We start from the raw sequence: 20,096 nt of genomic DNA on the forward strand, positions 1-20,096 counted from the left end.
GGGCTTTTTTGTAGCCATTGCCTGTGTTTTCAACCAGTATTTGACGAAGAAGATGAAATTATCAAAGATAACTTTAGGCGTTGCGGCTTGCGCGCTGGCCTTTTTGACCTCGTGCGAAAAGCAATTGGAGGAATACAACCCCTCCGGCCTGACCGCCGATGCCGTGTATACCACGCCGGCTGGTTTTGAGAGCTTGGTAAATGCGGCGTATTCCTACACGCGCTGGTGGTATGGCAAGGAAGACGGCATCAGTATGTCGGAAATGGGTACTGACCTTTGGCTCCGCGGCGCTGGCGACGTGAACCCCGACCTGACGGAATACACCACGCTGCAATCTAGCTCGCGGGCAGTGGAAAGTCTCTGGGGCAAGCTTTACACAGCCGTCAACCTCTGCAATGCCGGTATTTCGCGGGTGGGAAATTCGGGGATGACGGACGCGCAGAAAACGGTTCGGGAGGGTGAGCTGCGCTTCCTGCGGGCCTTTTATTACTGGCACATTGTAGAAACCTGGGGCGGCGTGCACTTCACCACCACCGAAACGTCGGGGGTGCAAACCACTTCCAACCGCACGCCGGTTGATACCTTTTACAAGCAGATTGTCGAGGATCTGACTGTAGCCGTGGCTAACCTGCCGAACACGACTACCGATTATGGCCGCGTAACCAAGCCAGCCGCCGAAGCATTCCTGGCCAAAATCTATCTGACGCGGGGCGACAACCAACAGGCGGCCACGCTGGCGCAGAAGGTAATTTCGGGCTACAACTTCACCTTGCTACCTCGCTACGCCGACTTGTGGTCGATGACCAACCTGGAAAACCGCGAAATAGTATGGGCCGTGAACTACACCAAGGAACTGACCCTGAACGACCGCGTAGACAACACTCTCTATCCTGACGGACACTCGCGAGGCGGCAACAACGGGCACTTGATGTGGCTGATGAAGTACGACGACCAGCCCGGTATGGTCCGCGACGTGGCCAACGGCCGGCCCTTTAACCGCTTCATGCCGACCAAGTTTTTGCTGAACCTGTTCGACGAAACCAAGGACTCGCGCTATGCGGCTTCCTTCCGTACAGTGTGGCTGGCCAACACGGCCGTTGCCGGTCGCTTTGCCGTGGGCGACACCGCCATTCTGGCCACCAAAAAGGCAATTCCTGCCTCAGTACAAACGTCAAAAAAGTACGTGACCTACGACGTAAATACGATTTATAACGCCAACGGCACCGCCAAAAACCGTTTGCAGTACGTGTGCCTGCGTAAGTTTGAGGACCCCACTCGCCCTACTATTCAGGAGGAGCAGAGCGCCCGCGACGCCTACGTTATTCGGCTGGCCGATGTGTATCTGATGGCCGCTGAAGCGCAGTTTAAGCTGGGCAACACGGCACAGGCCACCACCCTCATCAACACCGTGCGGGAGCGGGCCGCATTGCCCGGCAAAGCCGCCGACATGCGCATTACTGCCTCTAACCTAAGCCTGGACTTTATTCTGGATGAGCGGGCCCGCGAGCTGGCCGGTGAGCAAGTCCGCTGGTTCGACCTCAAGCGCACAAACAAGCTGGTGGAGCGGGTAAAGGCCAACAACCCGGAGGCAGGTGCCAGCATTCAGGCCTACCATACGGTGCGCCCCATTCCACAGCGCCAGCTGGATGCTATTCTGAACAAAGAGGAATTCACGCAGAATCCGAGCTACCGGTAATCTTTTTGGCAGCCGCTCTGGCCGCTTTTATTCAGGAGCTTCTCACTAAAAAAAGCCCCCAGCAGTCGTGCTGGGGGCTTTTTTACTCTAAAAAGGAAGTCTTACTTGGCGTACGCCACCGCGCGCATCTCCCGAATCACCGTGATTTTAATCTGGCCGGGATACTGCATCTCCTTCTCGATCTTCTGGGAAATTTCGTAGCTCAGCTCCTGGGCCCGGTCGTCGGTTACGTTGTCTGCGTTCACCATGACGCGCAGCTCGCGGCCGGCCTGAATGGCGTAACACTGAAGTACACCATCGAAGCCCACGGCCGTTTCTTCCAGCTGCTTGAGGCGCTTGATGTAGCTTTCCATCATCTCGCGGCGGGCACCGGGACGGGAGCCGCTGATGGCGTCGCAGGCCTGCACCAGGGGCGAGACCATGGCCGTCATTTCAATCTCGTCGTGGTGGGCACCGATGGCGTTGATGACGTCGGGGTGCTCCTTATACTTCTTGGCCAGCTCCATGCCCAGGATGGCGTGGGGCAGCTCAGGCTCCTCGGTGCTTACTTTACCAATGTCGTGCAGAAGGCCGGCACGCTTTGCATGCTTCACGTTCAGGCCCAGCTCGGCGGCCATAGTGGCGCAGAGGTTGGCTACTTCGCGGGAGTGCTGGAGTAGGTTTTGGCCGTAAGATGACCGGAAACGCATGCGGCCCACCATCTTGATCAGCTCGGGGTGCAAGCCGTGAATACCGAGGTCGATGATAGTCCGCTCGCCGATTTCCACAATTTCCTCGTCGATGTTCTTGCGCGTTTTGGCTACAATTTCCTCGATGCGGGCGGGGTGAATACGACCGTCTTTTACCAGCAAGTGCAACGACAAGCGTGCTACTTCGCGGCGCACTGGGTCAAACCCGGAAATGATGATGGCTTCGGGCGTATCATCCACAATGATTTCCACGCCGGTAGCGGCTTCCAAGGCGCGAATGTTGCGGCCTTCCCGGCCAATGATTTTGCCTTTAACGTCGTCCGACTCAATGTTGAAAATCGACACGCAGTTCTCGATAGCGTGCTCAGCCGCTGTGCGCTGAATGGTTTCCAGCACTACTTTCTTGGCGTCTTTGGTAGCCGACAGCTTGGCCTGGGCCACCACGTCTTTGATATAAGAGGAAGCCTGAATCTGGGCTTCATTCTTCAACGATTCTACCAATTGCTCGCGAGCTTCGGCGGCCGACAGGTTGGCAATGGTTTCGAGCTGGTGCTGTACATCGTGGATGCGGGCGTCGAGGTCGTGCTCTTTCTGCTGGAGCTTGGCTTGCTGGGTTTCGATCGTTACACGGCGTTTTTCTTCCTGGCTGTCGAGGCGCTCGCGCTGCTGCTGGGCGTCGGTCTGAAGCTTTTCGCGGAGGGTTTCTAAGTCTTGCTCTTTGCGCTGGAGCTGCTCAAGCTGCTTCTGGGTGGTTTCGGTGAGGCGCTTGATGCTCTGCTCCTGCTCAAGTACGGTGGCGCGGCGCTCTGTCAGCTCCTGCTCTAAAGACTGCTTCTGGCGCTTGCTTTCCTGCTCAAACTCATTCTTGAGCTGGCGAAACTTATCCTTAGACTGCTGAATGCGCTCATCGCGGGTGCGGTTGGCTTGCGCCTCTGCTTCCTGAAGAAGCTGCTGAGCGCGGGCCTGCGCCTGGGCTTCGTGGTCCTGCCTGGCCTTGCCGGCCAGCAGGCGTCCTAGCACAACGCCGGCCACAAGGGCAACGACGGCAGCCAGAACAATATAGATTATGTAGTTGGGCATGAGTTATGGTTTTTAGGGGGTACTAATAAACCACAACAAAAAAATCTGCCCAACAGTCTCCAAGTAGCGGAGCATTTGCTCCGCCCGGTCGGTCATAAAACTGCGCCGATGCTCAGCCGAGCACCAGCGACGAAAGCAGCTTATCTAAGCGCGTAAGACGCTCAGTAAGAGCTGCATCAGTGCCATCCTTTTCTTTGCTGACTTTCAAGCCGTCAGCCATGGTGGATAGGGCAATCATGGCTAGCAAGTCTTGCTTGTCTTGAATGCCGTACTGTTCGCGAAATTCCTTGATCCGTTCGTTGAGCTGACGCCCAGCCAGGCGCAGACGCTCCTCTTCCAAGGGGCTAACGCGCATGGGGTAGTCCCGTTCAGCAATACGAATTTTAATGGCTAAGTCACTCATCAGCAAATGGCTGGACGTTCGATGGTCATTACTCCCTCAAATAGGCAAGGCACTTATCAATCTCGCGGATATATTCGTTTAGGCGCAGTTTAAGCTCGTTGGCGTTGGCAGGTTCTTCTGCTATGGTATGGACAAGTTTAGCGATATTCTCCTGATTCTGGAAATCCTTGAGCTGCCGTTCCCGGTCGCGTACGTCGGCGTGGAGCTGCTGGATAGTCGTTTGAGCATCGGCCAGCTCCTCGCGCAACTGCTGATAGGCAGCCACTAAGGTGGTTACCTGCCGCTCCAGGCGGTCTAGTTGAGCAAGCTGCTGAGAGGAGGCCATGCGAGAGAATTATTTTAATAAATAAGCGCCACAGTAGATTTGCTCTCTGCTTCGCTCAGGCAATTTGGCAGGATTTCACCTGTTCCCCAAACTTTGGGCTACCCGTGCGAGCTCAAACATACTGTGGCGTTTTGACTAGCGACGGATTACAGCACCCGCCTGCTTTTCGAACTGCTGAATCAAACGCTGCATTACGCCGTCGATGGCTTGGTCAGTAAGCGTTTGGGTCGGGTCCTGCAAGTTGAAGCTGACGGAGTACGACTTCTTGCCTTCCGGCAGCTTGTCGCCCTCGTATACGTCGAACACGTTCACGCCGTGCAGCAGCTTGCGCTCGGCCCGCTGGGCAATCTGGCGCAGCTGATCGAAGGTCACGGCCTTGTCAACTACCAGCGACAGGTCGCGGCGCACCTCGGGAAACTTGGGCAGCTCGCGGGCCACGAGGGCGTTCTTGTATTTCTTCACCAGCCAATCCCAATCCAGCTCGGCGTACCACACGGGCTGATTCACGTCGAGGCGCTTCAGCACCCCGGCAGAAATGCCCCCCAGGTGCGCCACTGGCTGGTTTTGGGCCAGCAACGTGAGGCCGCCCGCCAGGTACGGGTGCTGCACGGGTTGGGAAGTGGGCGCGGCGTGGCCCAGGGCCGTCAGGACTTGCTGCACAGCACCGGCCAGGTGGTGGAAGGTGGCCTTTTCGGCTTTGTGCTGCCAGGTTTCGGCGGTGGCATTGCCGGTGAGCAGAATTATGAGGCTGTTTCTCTCCTCGTACTGGCCGTCGGCTTTGCGGAAGTAGGTTTTGCCGAACTCATACAGCTTCAGGTCGCGCTGACGGCGGTTGAGGTTGTAGCGCACTACTTCCAGGGCGCTGTGAAGCACCGTAGGGCGCAGCACGTTCAGGTCGGCGCTGTTGTAGTTCAGCACGCGCACCAGCGCCTCGTTGGTTTCGCCTTCGGCCTCGAAGTAGCGGGCGTTGGTAATAGAGTTAGTAATGATTTCCGAGAAACCCTGGCCGCTGAGCAGGCGGGCCGTATTCTGGCGCAGAATCTCCGGGTCAGGATTCGGGAATTTGGCCAGGAAGGAAGCCGAGTTGTGCGGACGCAAGGCCACGTTGTTGTAGCCGTGTATGCGCAGTATCTCCTCGATTACATCGGCTTCGCGGGTCACATCCACTTTGAAGGATGGCACGATCAGCCACCAGTCGTCGCCGTTTTCGGCCTGAATGGTAATTTCTAAGTCAGTCAGGATATGACGGATTCGGTCGGTGGCGATGTGCTGACCTACGAGGCGCTCCACTCGCGAGAGGCGCAGGCGCACGGTGGTAGGCAGCACATGCTTCGGATATTCATCCACAACAGGCGCGGAAATACGTGCACCAGCTACTTCCTGAAGCAGCAGGGCGGCCCGCTGCAAGGCCACAAGCACCATATTCGGATCGGTGCCGCGCTCGAAGCGGAAGGAGGCGTCGGTTTTCAGCTGGTGGGTTTGGCTGGTGCGGCGCACTACGGCGGGCGCGAAGTAGGCGCTTTCCAGAAACACGCGCTGGGTGGCGGCGCTCACGCCGGAAGTTTGCCCCCCAAACACGCCAGCCAAAGCCAGCGGCTCCCCGCCCCCGCCGGCAATCACCAGATCTTCGACGCGCAGGGTGCGCTCGGTGCCGTCCAGAGTCGTGAACTTCTCGCCTTCAGCGGCGCGCTTCACCCGAATTTGCCCCCCAGAAATCTGGTCGGCGTCGAAGGCGTGCAGGGGCTGGCCTAGCTCGTGCAGCACGAAGTTGGTCACGTCCACTACGTTATTAATCGGCGACAAGTCAATGCTGCGCAGGCGCCGCTGCAGCCACTCCGGCGACGGGCCGACCTGCACATTTTCGAGCAACAAGCCAGCGTAGCGCGGACATGCATCTTCATCCTCAATCCGCACTTGCACATTCTGCGCGGCGGTTGTGGGGGCAAAAATGCGCTTACATCGGGCAAGTGGCAGGGCTGGCGAAGGAGGGCACGCAGCTCGCGGGCCACGCCGTAATGAGAGGCAGCGTCGGCGCGGTTGGGCGTCAGGCCGATTTCCAGCACAGCATCGGAGCCTAAGCCAAAATACTCAGCGGCGGGAGTACCGTTAGGAAGATCGGTGTCGAGCACGATGATGCCGGCGTGGGAAGTGCCGATACCGATTTCGTCCTCAGCGCAAATCATGCCCTCGGAGGCCGCGCCGCGAATCTTGGATTTCTTGATTTTGAATGGCTCGCCCTGGGCCGGGTGCAGGGTGGCGCCTTCCAACGCTACCACTACTTTCTGGCCGGCAGCCACATTCGAAGCTCCGCACACGATTTGGCGCGGGGTGGCGTCGCCCACGGCTACGGTGGTCAGGCTCAGCTTATCGGCGTCGGGGTGCTTTTCGCAGGTTAATACTTCACCGATTACCACGCCACGCAGGCCGCCGGGAATGCTTTCGAGCTCTTCCACACCTTCCACTTCCAGGCCTGAGCCGGTGAGCAGGGCAGACAGCTCGGTGGCCGATTTATCGGTGGGAATGAGGGTGCGGAGCCAGTCGAGGGAGATTTTCATATAGAATACAGGTAGTCAGCGTCAAAAACAGCGGGGCGGGCAAAGGTATGAATTTGCAAAACGGCCTAAAATGTAAAACGGAGTGGTACTCCGCTCTGCCGCAAAGCGGCAAGCTGGCGGTAGCACGGCATGGCGCGGTGCCGACGGCTTTGCGCTAGCGCGCAAGAACGGAGTGCCACTCCGTTCTACTAGCATTAATCCTTGTGAAACGTCTTCTCCCCGGCCTTGATGTATACCGACAGGATATTCTCGGCGGGCGGCACGGGGCAGGCAAACGATACATTATAGGCGCAGAAGGGATTGTAGGCCGTGTTGAAATCTAGCACAATCTCATCGTCGCCCTCGGCTACGGGCTCGGCGTCGAGGTAGCGGCCGCCGCCGTAGGTGTCGAAGCCGTTGGTTTTGTCGGTGAAGGGAATGAAGAGCGTGGTATCAGGGCCGTTGGCTTTGCGGAACACGGTGAGGCGCTGGGCTTCTTTTTGCCACTCAAAGGAGGCGCGGCCCCAGCGTATATACTTTTCAGCCTTGCCATCGGTGAGGCGCATGGCGATGGTGTCGCGCACGGAAAAGGGCTCAAACTGGGCCGTGAGGCGGTAGGTTTTGTTGGGTGCGAAGTAGTTCAGGCTGTCGAACTGCTGGCGCTGCTCAGCGGAGAGTGGCGAGCCCTGCACGCGGCGAAACTCATCGTCTTTGGCGTGGCGGGCCTTCTCAATGCGGGCCACGTACTGCTCGTCGTTCAGCACGAGGTCCTGGAGGAAATAGCCGAGCACGAGGAGCAGGCCGAGAAAGATAAAAAGCTTGGGATTGAGGCGCATGGTAGCGGCAAAGATACCGGGGCGCGGCGGCTCTTGCTAGGTTTGCAGCAGAAAAGCCCCCAGAGCCGCTGGGGAGCTTTTTATATTAATCGCACGTGTAGAGGCACATACTTGTGTCTCCTCATTGCTGATGTTGTTTTATATAGCAAAATTGTGTGGTACCGCTCGTTCAATCGGGAGACACAAATATGTGTCTCTACAGTAATCTACTTACAGCACGCCTTCGTCGGCGAAGCTGTAGTAGCCGTGGTCGGTGTAGATGAGGTGGTCGAGGATGGGGAGATCCAGGAACTGGCCGGCTTCTTTGAGCTTGCGGGTGAGGGCAATATCGGCGGCGCTGGGCTTCTGGTTGCCGCTGGGGTGGTTGTGCACCAGGATAATGGAGCTGGCCAGCTGCTCCAGAGCGTGCTTGAAAATCATCTTCGGGTCGGCGACGGTGCCGGCCACTCCCCCACTGCTGATGGGTTGCTTGCGCATGACCACGTTGGCGCGATTGAGCAGAATGACCCAGAATTCTTCGTGTGGCAAATCCTGGAGGTTGGGCCGGATGAGCTGGTAAATATCGCGCGAGCAGGTGATGGTGGTGCGGGCCGCGGCGGCCGTTTCCTTGCGGCGCCGACCTAACTCTAAGGCCGCCACGATGGTTATAGCCTTAGCTTCCCCGATACCTTTGTGGCGCATCAGCTCCTTCACCGACAATTTGGCCAACTCATTCAAATCGTTTTCTACTGCGTTCAGAATCAGCTTGGCTACGTCTACAGCGGAGAGCTTGGCAGTGCCCGAGCCGAGCAGAATTCCCATCAACTCCGCGTCGGAGAGAGCTGAGCGGCCTTTTTGCAGAAGCTTTTCGCGGGGGCGGTCTTCCTCGGCCCAGCTTTTAATACCGAAAGAAGTGGGGGCTACGTAACGCACGGGGGCAGCGGCCTCTTCCGCCAGGTTGTCAACTGATTTCATACTGCACTATTGTTGCTGAGGGCTGGCACATAAGGTAAAATTTGTATTCAGCCGTCTATCCTATTCTTACCCGGTAGCTCCAATAACTAAACCAAAGCCGCCGGAATCCATCTTTTCCACCTGCATGTCACGAATTCTGAGTTTCCCCTTCATCCTATTGCTCATTTTAGCCGAATGGTACGGCTACCAAGCTATAAAAACCCTAATTCCGGCCAGCTCCATCAGCGGACGCCGAATCGCCGGAGCTATTTATTGGATCGTCACGGCGCTGTCCTGGGGCTTGGCTATCTGGGCCATTACCACCCGCCACAGCGGCCCCGCGCCCTACAAAACCTATGTTTCCAGCTTCCTGCTGGGCTTGTTACTAGCCAAAATAGTGGTAATGCTGTTTTTGCTACCCGAAGACCTGATTCGGGTGGGACGCTGGGCGGTGCGGCAGTTTACGCAGCGCGACACGGCCGCTACGGGCACGCCCATTACACGAAGTCAGTTTTTGAGTGGCTTGGCGCTGGTGGTGGCCGGCATTCCATTTGTGGCCTTTATCTGGGGCATGTTTCGGGGCGCCACCGACTATCAGGTGAAGCGCGTAACGCTGCGCTTTCCCAACCTGCCGGCGTCATTTGATGGCTTTAAAGTGCTTCAGATTTCGGATCTGCACACGGGCAGTTTTCAGTCGAGCGAGCCACTGGAACGAGCCGTCCGCATGATTAATAAGCAGGGCGCCGACCTCATTTTTATGACCGGCGACTTAGTAAATAACGTGGCTACCGAGGTAGAAAATCACATTGATACGCTGGCCCAGATTCAGTCCAAGCTGCCTAAGTTCTCCGTTTTCGGCAACCACGACTACGGTGACTACGTGGAGTGGCCCAGCCCCGAAGCCAAGCGCGAAAACCTGGCCCGCCTGGCCCAGAACCACGCCAAAATCGGGTGGCGCCTGCTTATGGATGAAAGCCACATGATAGAGCGCGACGGCGACAAAATAGCCGTGCTCGGCGTGCAGAACTGGGGGGCCCAAATGCGCTTTCCTAAGTACGGCGACCTGCCTAAAGCCCACGCCGCCAGCGGCGACGCGCCGTTCAAAATCCTGCTTTCCCACGACCCTTCGCACTGGGAAGGCGAGGTGCTCAACTACCCCGACATTGACCTGACGCTCTCGGGCCACACCCACGGCATGCAGTTTGGCGTAAACCTGCCCTTCTTCAAGTGGAGCCCCGTGCAGTACGTGTATAAGCAGTGGTCTGGACTGTATAACAAGGGCCAGCAGTACCTGTATGTGAATACGGGCCTGGGCTTCATCGGCTATCCGGGCCGGGTGGGCTTCCTGCCCGAAATAACCGTGTTTGAGCTGCGCCGGGCTTAAGCAGCCATATTACTTATATATAAAAAAGCCCCCAACGCCAGCGTTGGGGGCTTTTTTATATATAATAATTCAATTATAAAACTACAAACAACCTGAACCGTATAGCGGCCGTGGTCTGATCTTCGGACTGCTACTCCCTCCCTACTTAAATCTTATCATGAAAAAGACCCTCTTATTATTCTCCTGCGCCGGTGCGCTGGCATTGGCATCCTGCTCGCAGGAAAAAGCGGCTGAAACGACCACCACCACTACGACGACCACGCAGACCGTCACGACGCCGGCCGCGTCGCGTACCCGCGCTAACCGCATTGCCACTCGTATGGCCACCGATCTGAAAATCACGGATACGACCGTGGTGGCCCGCGCCGAGGATATCTACTTCGAACGCTCGCGCCGCCTCGCGGAACTGGAAGCGCAGTACGCCACCGACACTACGGGCATGTACGCGGCTATGCAAACTATTAATACCGAAACCGATACGCAGTTCAAAACCGTTTTTTCCGACCCGGCTCAGTACGATGCGTATGTGGCCAACCGCATGAATTACGCTGAGGAAATGTACGTGGATGAAGCACCCGTAGCTTCAGCTTCAGATGTTGATCAGGGCGTAACCAAGGTAGAGGCCGACGGCGACACGAAAACCAAGTATGCCGACGGCACCAAGGTGAAAACCGAATCGGATGGCGAGATGAAAATAAAGGCCGCCGATGGCTCCAAAATGAAAGCGGAGTCGGATGGCGAGATGAAGATGAAGGCCAACGACTCCAAATTGAAAGTGGACGACGACGGCGAAACCAAGATGAAAGAGGAATAAGAAACCCCTCTGTTCATTTTCTGGTTAATGGAAGCCCGCACCTGCAACGGTGCGGGCTTTTTTTGACTCAGTAGTTGGCTACCTTGCAGTTTGGTTGCGTTAGTATCGTTGATGGGTTTATTGTCTCGTTTATTCACCGGATTCTGGAATAAAGCCGCGCTGCTGCTGGTTGTGGGCCTGTTGGCGGCCTTGTCGGCCTCGGCTCAGCTGCGCGTATCGGGCACCATTACCAACGCCGCCGATGGCAAGCCCATACCCGGCACCACGGTACGCATCAAGGGCAATAAAACCGGCGTAGTAGCCAACAACGACGGCGACTTCCGCATCGACGTGGCGTATACCGACACGCTGGAGTTCATTTCGCTGGGCTTCGCAACCAAGCGAATGGCGCTGGGCCGCTCGGGACTTTCGCAGCTTATTGTGCAGGTAAAGCTCGACCGTGCCAGCATTCAGCTGGGCGAAGTGCGGGTGCAGGAAGGTCGCCCGGCCGATGCTCAGATAAAAAAGGCCCTGCGCAACGTGCGCCGCCCCACGCCGCCCGCCAACGCCGTAAAACGCCCCCCAGCGCCCAAGCCGCTGTTCCCCGTCGACTCGACGGCCCCCAAAGCGCCGGTTGCCTCCCTTGAAAACCCGGCTAGTCTGCTCTACGACGCGCTGTCGCGGGAGGGCAAGGCGCGGCGCAAGCTGGAGGAGCTGCAACAGCAGGAAGCGCTGAAGAAGAAAATGGAGCAGGCCCGCCGCGATCGGGAGCGGTACAATCGCAATTTCAAGGATAACCGGGGTACGAGTAGCAATTTGTAGCTCATAAGTACTGGCCACTAGGCGCTTCCCACAACAGCCGGCGCGCAACCTGCGTAAGCCTAGGCTATGAAAATTGGGTATCCCTGTGTAAACGAAACGCTTGACTGTAGCGCTGCCACCACCTTTCGGCTGGCTTCCTACACCGATGAGCGCGTGGTAACCACTGTTACCAACAACCTAGCTTGTTTGCAGCGCATACTGGAATTCAACGTCCAGCATGGCTTGCTTTTCTTCCGAATCGGGTCCGGCATCGTGCCTTTTGGCTCCCACGCCGTGAACACGTTTCCGTGGCAGACCGAATTTGCCCCCCAGTTCCGTGCCATCGGCGATTATATCAAGGCCGAGCAGATGCGCATCTCCTTCCACCCCGATCAGTTTGTGGTGCTAAACTCGCCCGATCCGGGCATTGTGGAGCGCAGCATTGCCGAGCTGGTGTATCAGGGCTCGATGCTGGATCTGATGGGCCTGGACAGCACCGCCAAGCTGCAAATTCACGTGGGCGGCCTCTACGGCGACCGCGACGTGGCCATTGAGCGCTTTATTGCCACGTACCGCACGCTTCCAGAAGCAGTGCAGGTGCGCTTGGTTATCGAAAACGATGACCGCCTGTTTAGTCTGCGCGACTGCCTGCGGGTGCATGAGGCCGTGGGCATTCCCATTCTGTTCGACAACTTCCACCACGAGTGCCTCAACCACGACGAGCCTATGCAGGAAGCGCTGCGCCTGGCCGCCGGCACCTGGCACCCCACCCACGACGGCGTGCTGATGATGGATTACAGCTCGCAGCAGCTTGGTGAGCGCAAGGGCAAGCACACTTCGTCGTTGGTAGAAGAGCGGTTCCGCGAGTTTGTCACGCACCTCAACGGCCTCGACGTAGATATGATGCTTGAAATCAAAGACAAAGAAGCCAGCGCCCTGCGCGCCGTGGCCATTCTGCGCGAGTTGGGCTTGGCGGCGCCACTTCCGCTCAGCGCTTCCGTTTAGGCTTACCATACGTCATTCATTCCTCTTCTCATGTCCGAAAAAAATGCCCCCCAATCTGGTGCTGAGCTGCTGGCCGCCACTGTACACGCCCTGCACGGCGGCCTTACTTCTCTGCCGTTGAGCACAGCTCACACCAACATTGACACTTGGCAGGAAACCCTACAGCAGAGCGGTATTCCGGAGCTGCAAAACATTGACCGCGAGCTGGGTAACCTGCAAGAATTGCTCAGCGACACCGATGGAATTGATGGTGCTGCCGTTGGCGACTCGTTGGATATGCTGGGCACGCAGACGCTTCAGGCCGCCGCCCATGCCACTCCCGATTCACAAGCCGCCCTTCGCGCCCTCGGCGACTTACTGCTGCAACACAGCGCCAAGCTTAAGGAATAAATAAGCAATCAACATTCGCAAAAAAGCCCCCCAGGTATTATCTGGGGGCTTTTTTGTAAATCTCAACCAAGGGTTAGCGCGTGGGCGGCAATTCGCGGGTTGGGCGCTTCTTATTGTTCATCCGTTTGGTACGGCGGTCAGTGGTGGTTTCTATGCCCGGCGAAGCTTGCCCATCCATCACCGTCTGCCGTTTGCGCACGCGCTCCTGAGTAGCCGCCGCGGCCTGCGCACCCTGGTCGATGGTGCCGCGCTCCGTATTCTGGGGCGTTTTGGCGGGGTTGATGGGAGCTGGCGTGGCTGGTTGCGGGGGCGCAGTAGTAGAGGCAGGAGGCGTAGCTGGCGCGGGCACTGTTTGGGCATACGCCGATGCGCTTAACAGCAAAGCAGCAAAAAGGAATTTCGTTTTCATATTATTCAGAGGATCAAATCAGGATAACTTCATTACGAGTATGCGACACACCACAATAAGTACGTAATCTGAACTGTGACGACCGCTTTTACTTTTAACGGTGTATATAATTTTGGCTTTCTAATCTTATAGAAATAGTCAAAATCAATACATAAATAGAGATTAAATCTGCTCTGAATTATAGGAAAGTAAAAATAAATAAAGCCTGCTTTACGTACGTAAAGCAGGCTTTATTTATTAGATCGAAATCAGGTTAAAAAGCTTAGTCTTTTGGATCAGACTTCATTTTAGACTTTTTCTTTTTGTTCTTCACTTTCACGTCAGCTGCCTCATCCTTAGGAGCGGCAACGGCTGGCTGCGTGGTAGTGCTCTGCGTTTCTACCGTAGTAGAAGTTTGCGTAGGAGCAGTAGTGGTGGTGTTGATAGTAGCGTCAGTGGCCGGAGTCGTCTGAGTGGTGGTGCTCTGAGTCGTGGTAGGCGTCGTTGGCTGCGTAGTAGTCGTGCTCTGAGTTGTGGTAGTCTGGGCGTTAGCAGCAGAAATTCCGGCAACCAACAAAGCGACTAAAATCAGTGACTTTTTCATAATACAGTACTAAGTTGAAAAGAGATTTTTGAGAGTCAGGAGTAAGTGCAAATGCACAAGCAATATCTGTCAGAATATAATTGCAAGCCCTCAACGAAAACAAGAACGAATAGGTTACAAAGCTTAGTATTTATTGAAATAGAATATACTCATTCTATCTATTCAATAAAATCATAACACGTTCACAAAGGCCATTTTAAGATTTAAAAATAAATTTAAAACAGTTGGTATTTTTAAATATCAGCACCCATTTTATTTACCCCAAATCTTCTTTGGCTACTGACTCGCAGGGCTCACCAGCTTGGCAATTTGCCCCCCAGACCCACACGTAGCCAGTGTGTCGCGGCTTAGTTCTGCTTGCGGAAGAACACGTCGCCGCTGATGGACTCGAGGCGAATAGCCGGGCCGCTGCTGCCCAGCGTGCCGCGCACCTGGTAGCCCACGGGCGAGTTGTTCTTATTACCGTTCAACGCAATGTCCTGATTGGTGTATACCTCGCCCGTGATGGTTTTGAGAGCTACCTCAGCGCCTTTTGCCGCCGGCCAGCTCACATCCACAAAGCCGCTGATAGATTTGGCTTCCAATGGGCCATTCAAGCCTTTTACCTCAATGTTGCCGCTAATGGTATTCACTTGAACAGTGGCGCCAGCGGGCACCTCAATCACGTAGTCGATGCGGGCGCAGAGGCGATACGAGCCCTTGCCGTTATCGCCCGTGTCGTTCCAGGTGCTGTAACCCTCACCATCGGGGCAGTCGGCTTCTTTGCTATTACGCAGCATCTCTTTATCGAATGCCGACTTAACTCTCACCTCGTCGCCTTGCGTGTTCAGGGTCAGCAACAGAGCGTCATTGAGCTTATTTTGGTTGATGGTAACCGAGGCACGCACGGCTACTTCCTTGCCGCTGCCGCCTTTAATTTGGATACTGGACGCCTGTTGCAGATCCAGCACCAGCCGCTGCTTCGAGCTCAGGGGGGCCTTTTTCTCGATTATTTTCTGGGCTTCGGCAGGGCTCGTGCCCAAAAGCAGGGCACTCAGGGCCCCAAGTAGCAGGAATAGTTTCATGACAAAGCAGTGATTAAGATTGTGTAACCAATTGATATGCAGACAGAAATATTACTTGGCTTTGCGAACGAACACGTCGCCGCTTATTGATTGCAGGGCGATTTTGGTACCACCGCCATTCACGCTGCCCTCCACGGTTTGGCCACCTACGCGGCGCAACCCGTCGTCCTCTTTGCCCTTGCCCATGTTGATGTCGAAGTCGGTGTAGACTTCACCCGAAATGGTGCGCAGTTGAAGCGTGGTTTTGCTGCTGGCCGGCATCGTGACATCGACCGCACCACTCACGCTGGAAATAGAGCTGGGAGATTTGCCCACCCCAGCGTAGCGCACGATAATATCGCTGCTGATGCTGTTGGCTACAACTCCGCCGCCCATATTCAGGAGCTGCGCGTCGCCGTTCTTCATGTTCACTTCCAGGTCGCCCTGCAAGTCGGTTACTTTCAGATTGCCGCTGCCAAACTGGGTTTGGGTAAACACGACCGCTGTTTGGCGCGGCACCCGGATTACATAGTCAGTATCCTTGCGGGAAGCCTGCACCACGCGAACCACATTATCCTTTTCAGTCACGGAGAGGCCAATCTTGGTGTTGTCGACGGCTGAGTTGTACACGGGCCGCAGCCCTTCGGCGCGCTTAGGCGCCGGCTCGAAACCGTTGCCCCGAATGATGAGCTCATCACCGTTGTAGCCTTCCAGCGTGACGTTGCTGCCGTTCATATCCAGCACAATTTTGCGGGCTTTACCGCCGAGCTTAAGCTTATATTCCTGGGCCCACAGGGCCGGACTAGCCGCTAACAGGTAGATTAGAGTGAGAAACAGAGTCTTTTTCATGACAAAGAGAAGTGGAGTAGAAAAGGAGTCGAACGTACCCGCAACCGCGACTTCCGGGGGCTTTTTTCAAGCCCAGTTCGTTGGGAAAATGAATTGAAAGGGGAATCAAAAATTGTGTAGGTGAGCTTATCAGGTAGCCATATCGAGCTGAGCGAAGCATCTTTTTAGCTTCGTAACCAGCACCTTTGCTTCGGTCAGACCTGTACGATGTTGCGTTTTATATCTGTATCAGCTGACCCAGCCCAGACTCCGCCTGCTGGCGCACGATGGGCAAGGCATCGCGCCGCTGCGACAGACGCTCCAGCTCAGGCACAGCGCGCCTTTCGCGCAGGGCTACCAGCAGCTCGATGAGCATAATCTGCACGTTGGGGTCGGTTTGAATAGTAAGAGATTGCACGAAGGCCTCTCCTACTCGCGGGTCGTCGCGGAGGCGATAAAGAGCCTGCCCGGCGGCCAGCCGCACGTTGGTATTTGGGTCGAAGTTGAGCGTGTTGATGAGTGCCTGCACCGTTGGGTCGGCACTGCCCTCAGTGCCTCCGGCCATCTCATTTACCAGCTGAATCCGGTCGCTGGCGGAGAGGGAAGGCGCCACAGGATTTACCTTGAGCGCACGAAAGCGTGGGTCGGTGGTAGTCTCAGTCGTGGTGACGCCGGCAACATCAGCTCCCATGGGCCGCCACAGGTTGCCGAGTAGAACACCCGTAGCCAGTAGCAAGAGACTGGCGGCAATGCGCAGCCACCACGCAGCCGACTGCTCCGACGCGGCAGGCTCTAAGCGTACTACTTTCGCTTCGCCCACTCCCGATTTGGGCTTCGAGAGCGCCGCTTTTTCCCGCTCCAGCGTGGCCATAAAGTTCACGCGCAGCGCTAGCGGAGGACTTACGGGCTCGGCTGCTTCAAATTTGCCCCCAGCTCCTGCAACTGCGCTACGCGCTCCTGGCAGCGAGGGCAGTTGGCTACGTGGGCCGCCATCCGGGCCGTTTGCTCCGGGGGCAGGCTGTGCTCGGCATAGTCAACCAGCAGGTCGGCTACGTCGAGGCAATCGGAAGATGAAGGCGTGATATTCATGGTCGTTAGTTGAAATAAATGGTGCGCAAGGCTTGTAAGGCCCGGTGCGCTTTTACTTTGGCCGCGCCCGCCGTGCAGCCCAGCATGTCGGCTATTTCCTCGTAGCTGAAGCCCTGGAAGCGGTGCAGCACCAGGATTTCGTGTTGCGCGGGCGGCAGCAGGGCCATAGCCTCGTGCAAATCCTGCTCGCGGTCAACGGCGGCCGTGTGGCGGAAGGCCGCGCCGCCCAAGGCCCCTTTGCGCTCCACTTCCACCACGTCGGTGGTGCGCATTTTTTGGTTGCGCTGCCAGTGGTCGGTGTGCACGTTGCGGGCCAGCTGGTAGGCCCAGGCCCGGAAGGGCTGCCCCGGCCGGTAGCTGGCCCGGTACTTCAGCAGGCGCTCAAACACGGTTTGCGTGAGGTCTTGGCTGGTTTCGTAGTCGCTGGTGAGGCGGTAGAGGAAGTTAAACAGTGGCCCTTGGTAGCGCTCGAACAACGGCACCACCTGGTCGAGGTCGTCGGCCTGCACGGCTGCCATTAGTTCTTCGTCGCTTCTGGTTTCCACCGCGTGAGTTTTGGAGTTGGATTGCAGCGAGTACCGGGAGATTTGGCAATCGTTACAAGGGTATTAAAATATTTTTCTTGAGAGGTAAAAACTGTCTAGGAATACATGACATAATCTCGGAACGTCATGCAGAGCATGTGGCGCATCAAGCCAGGGACGACGCATCTCTCGCCTGTTTAGCGGAATTACTAATCAGACATCAGCACGCGAGATGCTTCTCTCTGCTCTGCATGACATGATAATTGGATTCCCAAAGCCACTTTCCACAAAAAAGCCCCCCAGCTGTAACCGCGCTACAGCTGGGGGGCTTTTTCGAAAAAGAGGATGTTACGACCCGCCGGCCCGGCGCTTCTCATCCTCGGCGCCACCTTGGCGGCGGCGCGTAGGCGCTAGTTTGTCATTGCCAAATCGATAAGTGAAGGAAAGCGTGGCCACGCGAGAATCCTGGCGCTGATAGAAGCGCTCCACGTAATTATCGTAGGCCGAAACCGCCCGCACTTTGCGGGTGTAAAACAGGTCGCTCACGCTCAGCTTAATATTCCCCTTGCGGTCCCACACCGATTTCTGGATACCCAGCGACGCCTGCCCGTTGGGCTTCACGCGCAGAAACCCATACTGCTCGCCCGACTGAAAGCTGGTGTTCAGCTCCGCGCCCCAGCCCTTCTCGAAGGTAAAGGTGCTGTTGCTGGTGATGTTGAACGCCGGCCGACCTTTATCAAGTGAAGTACCGGCCAAATCGCCCACAAAGCGGCTGTAATAGAACACGGCGTTGTTGTATATCTGCCACCATTTCTTGATTTCCAGAGGGGCCGTCAGCGTCAAGGCATAATAATCCTGGCGGCTCAGGTTTACGCTGGTAGAAACAACTGTTGAGTCCGTTTCGGGCTGCACCACGCCAATAATGGGCTGGTCGGTGCGGCTATAGCTGAGGGTGCTGGTAAATTTCTGCTTGAAGGTGTGCGAAAGCTCCAGATTGTAGCTCGTTTCCGGCAACAGATTGGGATTTCCCGCCCCCGACGTAGTAGGGTTAATAATGATGCGGAAGGGGTTGAGCTGCCCGTACGATGGGCGGTTGATGCGCCGGCTCAGGGTCAGGTTCATCTCGTGCTTATCGCTCAAGGTGCGCTTTAGGGCTGCGCTCGGAAACAGCTGGGCATAGTTGCGGCGGAAACTACTATCGCCCACCACCTGGCGACCAATAGCCTTGGTTTGCTCTACCCGCAGGCCCGCCTGCAAGCTGGTTTTGGCTAAGGTCCGATTCAGATTCAGGTAAGCGGCGCCAATGTTTTCCTCGTATTTGAAGCGGTTCGTGCGGTTGAAGTCAATCGTAGTCACGCTGCCTTCGGTGTTCCGAAATACCACATCATTATCGGAGGTAACGCGGCTGATTTTGGCCCCGCCTCCAGCCGCGTTTTTCGGGGCAACGGCTGTATCAGGTCTGCCTTCGCCGACATGATGGCCAAATCACCCTCCTGATCACCGACGAGCAGATTACCGATGCGCTCTTGGAGTAAGTATTCGGTGCGCTGCTCCTGCAAACGGTCGAGGGTGTAGCGAGCATAGTCCACATCGGCGGTCAGCTCACCGCTGTTGGCCGAGTCGGCAAAGGTGTGCTTGAAGTTCAGATTGGCGGTACCGTTTGCCGACCGAAAATCCCGGTTAGTATTGGCATTATATACATCGGCAATAGTACCTGTGCCATCAAAAAGAGTGGTTTGGTTGCGCGCGAGCCCGGGCCCTTTGTTCGACAAGCCGCTAAAGGCTGCTCCTACCACAGTGCGCTCCGAGAAATTGTAGTCAAAGCCGGCCCGCCCGCTGTGCGTCTTCGAGCGGCTGATGCTGCTGTTTTGCTGGTCGCTGCTGCCGATGAGCACCTGGCTGCCCGTACTGTTATCGAAGAAATCCCGATAAATATCCAGCTTGCCAAGACCTTCACGGTTTGTGTAGGTGTAGCTACCAAACGTATTCAATTCCTTGCGCCGACTATTAAGCGAAAAGCCCCCGTAAACTTGTCGTACTGGCTGCGGCCGTAGCTGGCATTAGCGGAGCCATTGGTGCCCTGGCGCTGGTCTTTTTTAAGGTTGATGGCGATGATACCCGCCCCGCCCTGGGCATCGTATTTGGCCGGTGGGTTCGTTATCAGCTCAATGCTTTTCAGCTGATCAGCGGGCAACGCGCGCAGGTAGTCAGCCAGCTCCGTGCCCGTCATGGGCTGGCGCTTGCCATCAATAAGCACCAATACGCCCTGACGCCCCCGCAAAGCCAGATTGTCGCTGCCGTCCACGGTTACGCCGGGGGCCCGGTTAAGTACATCGAGCGTGGTGTTACCGGCGGCCAGCGCCGAGCCTTCCACGTTTACTACAGTACGGTCGGCGAGGCGCTCGTACAGCGGTTTTTGCCCAATTACGGTTACTTCCTTCAGGGCCGTGGCCTGGCTGGATTTCAACACCAAAGCCGGCAGCGTGTAGTTCTGCGTCGTTACCTCAAACGGCCCCGACCACGTTCGCACAAACCCAACCTGCGCCGCCGACACCAGGTAACGCCCCTGGGTGGCCTGCTCGAAGCGAAAAGCCCCCTGCGCATCACTGAACTCTGTTTTGACCATGGCAGAGTCGGCGGCGCGGTGCAGCGTAACGGTGGCGTACTCAATGCCCGTACCCGCATCGGCGCTCCGTACAGTACCGCTCACGCGGCTCTGGGCAGTGGCGCTAAAGCCGGCAAGCAAGCCTG

At 56.6% G+C, this 20,096-nt stretch carries 22 protein-coding genes and 1 pseudogene; 6 read left to right on the forward strand and 17 right to left on the reverse strand.

What is annotated here, in order from left to right; translation table 11 throughout:
• Positions 1-103 precede the first annotated feature (103 nt).
• Positions 104-1,696 carry a RagB/SusD family nutrient uptake outer membrane protein gene (locus H9L05_RS03300; protein ID WP_317175091.1) on the forward strand — a complete coding sequence of 531 codons (1,593 nt, stop codon included), beginning with the start codon at positions 104-106 and terminating at the stop codon, positions 1,694-1,696.
• Positions 1,697-1,797: 101 nt separating this feature from the next.
• On the opposite strand, the gene rny is transcribed toward H9L05_RS03300, so the two are convergent.
• The 7 genes and pseudogenes from rny to radC all read right to left on the reverse strand — a co-directional run bounded on the left by rny (position 1,798) and on the right by radC (position 8,517).
• Positions 1,798-3,465: a ribonuclease Y gene (gene rny, locus H9L05_RS03305; protein ID WP_187733020.1), complete on the reverse strand. Its 1,668-nt coding sequence runs from the start codon at positions 3,463-3,465 to the stop codon at positions 1,798-1,800.
• A gap of 112 nt (positions 3,466-3,577) precedes the next feature.
• The gene (locus H9L05_RS03310) at positions 3,578-3,868 is read right to left on the reverse strand and encodes a cell division protein ZapA (protein ID WP_187733021.1); all 291 of its coding nucleotides are present in this window, start codon (positions 3,866-3,868) and stop codon (positions 3,578-3,580) included.
• A 28-nt stretch (positions 3,869-3,896) separates the two neighbouring features.
• Positions 3,897-4,193 carry a hypothetical protein gene (locus tag H9L05_RS03315; RefSeq protein WP_133273963.1) on the reverse strand — a complete coding sequence of 99 codons (297 nt, stop codon included), beginning with the start codon at positions 4,191-4,193 and terminating at the stop codon, positions 3,897-3,899.
• A gap of 135 nt (positions 4,194-4,328) precedes the next feature.
• The gene (gene pheT, locus H9L05_RS03320) at positions 4,329-6,113 is read right to left on the reverse strand and encodes a phenylalanine--tRNA ligase subunit beta (protein WP_317175092.1); all 1,785 of its coding nucleotides are present in this window, start codon (positions 6,111-6,113) and stop codon (positions 4,329-4,331) included.
• Between the two features lie 239 nt (positions 6,114-6,352).
• Positions 6,353-6,748: pseudogene (locus H9L05_RS25775) on the reverse strand (phenylalanine--tRNA ligase subunit beta); the annotation flags it as partial.
• A 194-nt stretch (positions 6,749-6,942) separates the two neighbouring features.
• A complete protein-coding gene (locus H9L05_RS03325; RefSeq protein ID WP_187733022.1) occupies positions 6,943-7,563 on the reverse strand; it encodes a DUF1684 domain-containing protein in 621 nt (206 codons plus the stop codon).
• A gap of 210 nt (positions 7,564-7,773) precedes the next feature.
• Positions 7,774-8,517 (reverse strand): RadC family protein, encoded by a 744-nt coding sequence (radC, locus tag H9L05_RS03330; protein WP_133273966.1) that lies wholly within the window; start codon positions 8,515-8,517, stop codon positions 7,774-7,776.
• A 124-nt stretch (positions 8,518-8,641) separates the two neighbouring features.
• On the opposite strand from radC, the gene H9L05_RS03335 reads away from it, so the two are divergent.
• The 5 genes from H9L05_RS03335 to H9L05_RS03355 all read left to right on the forward strand — a co-directional run bounded on the left by H9L05_RS03335 (position 8,642) and on the right by H9L05_RS03355 (position 12,869).
• Positions 8,642-9,880 carry a metallophosphoesterase gene (locus H9L05_RS03335; RefSeq protein ID WP_187733023.1) on the forward strand — a complete coding sequence of 413 codons (1,239 nt, stop codon included), beginning with the start codon at positions 8,642-8,644 and terminating at the stop codon, positions 9,878-9,880.
• Between the two features lie 157 nt (positions 9,881-10,037).
• Positions 10,038-10,694: a hypothetical protein gene (locus H9L05_RS03340; RefSeq protein WP_187733024.1), complete on the forward strand. Its 657-nt coding sequence runs from the start codon at positions 10,038-10,040 to the stop codon at positions 10,692-10,694.
• Between the two features lie 120 nt (positions 10,695-10,814).
• Positions 10,815-11,495: a carboxypeptidase-like regulatory domain-containing protein gene (locus H9L05_RS03345; RefSeq protein WP_187733025.1), complete on the forward strand. Its 681-nt coding sequence runs from the start codon at positions 10,815-10,817 to the stop codon at positions 11,493-11,495.
• A gap of 66 nt (positions 11,496-11,561) precedes the next feature.
• The gene (uvsE, locus tag H9L05_RS03350) at positions 11,562-12,479 is read left to right on the forward strand and encodes a UV DNA damage repair endonuclease UvsE (RefSeq protein WP_187733026.1); all 918 of its coding nucleotides are present in this window, start codon (positions 11,562-11,564) and stop codon (positions 12,477-12,479) included.
• 30 nt (positions 12,480-12,509) lie between these two features.
• Positions 12,510-12,869, forward strand: a complete 360-nt coding sequence (locus H9L05_RS03355; RefSeq protein ID WP_187733027.1) for a hypothetical protein — start codon at positions 12,510-12,512, stop codon at positions 12,867-12,869.
• Between the two features lie 73 nt (positions 12,870-12,942).
• Here H9L05_RS03355 and H9L05_RS03360 read toward each other — a convergent pair whose 3' ends face one another.
• From H9L05_RS03360 to H9L05_RS23040, 10 genes are all read right to left on the reverse strand, one after another.
• Complete coding sequence (locus H9L05_RS03360) at positions 12,943-13,278, reverse strand: hypothetical protein (RefSeq protein WP_187733028.1); 336 nt, start codon at positions 13,276-13,278, stop codon at positions 12,943-12,945.
• A 262-nt stretch (positions 13,279-13,540) separates the two neighbouring features.
• Positions 13,541-13,861 carry a hypothetical protein gene (locus tag H9L05_RS03365; protein ID WP_187733029.1) on the reverse strand — a complete coding sequence of 107 codons (321 nt, stop codon included), beginning with the start codon at positions 13,859-13,861 and terminating at the stop codon, positions 13,541-13,543.
• 347 nt (positions 13,862-14,208) lie between these two features.
• Positions 14,209-14,925 carry a DUF4097 family beta strand repeat-containing protein gene (locus H9L05_RS03370; protein ID WP_187733030.1) on the reverse strand — a complete coding sequence of 239 codons (717 nt, stop codon included), beginning with the start codon at positions 14,923-14,925 and terminating at the stop codon, positions 14,209-14,211.
• A gap of 51 nt (positions 14,926-14,976) precedes the next feature.
• Complete coding sequence (locus H9L05_RS03375) at positions 14,977-15,753, reverse strand: DUF4097 family beta strand repeat-containing protein (protein WP_187733031.1); 777 nt, start codon at positions 15,751-15,753, stop codon at positions 14,977-14,979.
• A 217-nt stretch (positions 15,754-15,970) separates the two neighbouring features.
• Positions 15,971-16,603: a HEAT repeat domain-containing protein gene (locus H9L05_RS03380; protein WP_187733032.1), complete on the reverse strand. Its 633-nt coding sequence runs from the start codon at positions 16,601-16,603 to the stop codon at positions 15,971-15,973.
• Between the two features lie 29 nt (positions 16,604-16,632).
• Positions 16,633-16,821 carry an anti-sigma factor family protein gene (locus tag H9L05_RS03385; RefSeq protein WP_187733033.1) on the reverse strand — a complete coding sequence of 63 codons (189 nt, stop codon included), beginning with the start codon at positions 16,819-16,821 and terminating at the stop codon, positions 16,633-16,635.
• A gap of 5 nt (positions 16,822-16,826) precedes the next feature.
• Positions 16,827-17,366, reverse strand: a complete 540-nt coding sequence (locus H9L05_RS03390; protein WP_187733034.1) for an RNA polymerase sigma factor — start codon at positions 17,364-17,366, stop codon at positions 16,827-16,829.
• 327 nt (positions 17,367-17,693) lie between these two features.
• Complete coding sequence (locus tag H9L05_RS23030) at positions 17,694-18,728, reverse strand: outer membrane beta-barrel family protein (protein ID WP_262892619.1); 1,035 nt, start codon at positions 18,726-18,728, stop codon at positions 17,694-17,696.
• Complete coding sequence (locus tag H9L05_RS23035) at positions 18,698-19,336, reverse strand: outer membrane beta-barrel family protein (RefSeq protein WP_223284705.1); 639 nt, start codon at positions 19,334-19,336, stop codon at positions 18,698-18,700. Before H9L05_RS23035 ends, H9L05_RS23030 begins: the two co-directional genes overlap by 31 nt.
• Positions 19,333-20,091: a TonB-dependent receptor gene (locus tag H9L05_RS23040; RefSeq protein ID WP_223284706.1), complete on the reverse strand. Its 759-nt coding sequence runs from the start codon at positions 20,089-20,091 to the stop codon at positions 19,333-19,335. Before H9L05_RS23040 ends, H9L05_RS23035 begins: the two co-directional genes overlap by 4 nt.
• Positions 20,092-20,096: the final 5 nt, after the last annotated feature.

Origin of the sequence: Hymenobacter qilianensis (assembly GCF_014489555.1) — a bacterium.
GTDB classification, from domain to species: Bacteria; Bacteroidota; Bacteroidia; order Cytophagales; family Hymenobacteraceae; genus Hymenobacter; species Hymenobacter qilianensis.